The organism is Neobacillus sp. FW104-15D2 (assembly GCF_058790155.1).
The window spans coordinates 1-608 of record NZ_JBYTCJ010000079.1 but is presented as its reverse complement, the minus strand read 5'-3'; the positions used below and the strand labels follow the sequence as shown (position 1 = coordinate 608).

Below are 608 nucleotides of genomic sequence, written 5' to 3'. Positions count from 1 at the left end.
GAAAGCTGGTGATGCAAATGAAATATTCAAAGAAACAGATCCAACAAATCAGTGAGGGCAAGCCTTCGGAAATAGCCGAGTTTATTACCATGCTGGTGGAACACATTGATAAACTTGAAAAACGTGTAAAAGAACTTGAAAGACAAGTAGGGTCCAATAGCTCTAACAGTAATAAACCACCTTCCAGTGACGGCTTGCGCAAACCAAAAAGCCTTCGGGTTTCCGGGGGAAAGAAGGGTGCCCCTAAAGGACATGAGGGGCATACATTAAAGATGTCAAATAGCCCGGATCAAATCAAATGGCATGAGCCTGAAACCTGTTCCTATTGTGATCATTCCCTTCTTCATGTCCCCGCAGAAGGCTTTAAGAGAAGACAAATTGTTGACCTGCCCACTCCACGTTTAATTTTTACAGAGCATAGGGCAGCTTCAAAATGTTGTCCAAACTGTAAGAAAATCCAGTATGGTGCCTTTCCGGAAAATGTGAAGGCGCCTGTTCAGTATGGCGAAAGTTGGAATGCCTGGTGCGCTTATCTACATACATATCAACATCTTCCACTTGAACGAATCAGCCAATTATTTGAGGATCTGACTGGACACCGTCCAAGC

The 608-nt window shown here is 43.8% G+C and carries 1 protein-coding gene; it reads left to right on the top strand.

Annotated elements, in window-relative coordinates; all coding sequences use genetic code 11:
• Window positions 1-17 precede the first annotated feature (17 nt).
• Window positions 18-608 (top strand): DUF6444 domain-containing protein (locus AC3WR0_RS25395; RefSeq protein WP_492554853.1); only part of this gene is annotated, 591 nt, incomplete at its 3' end.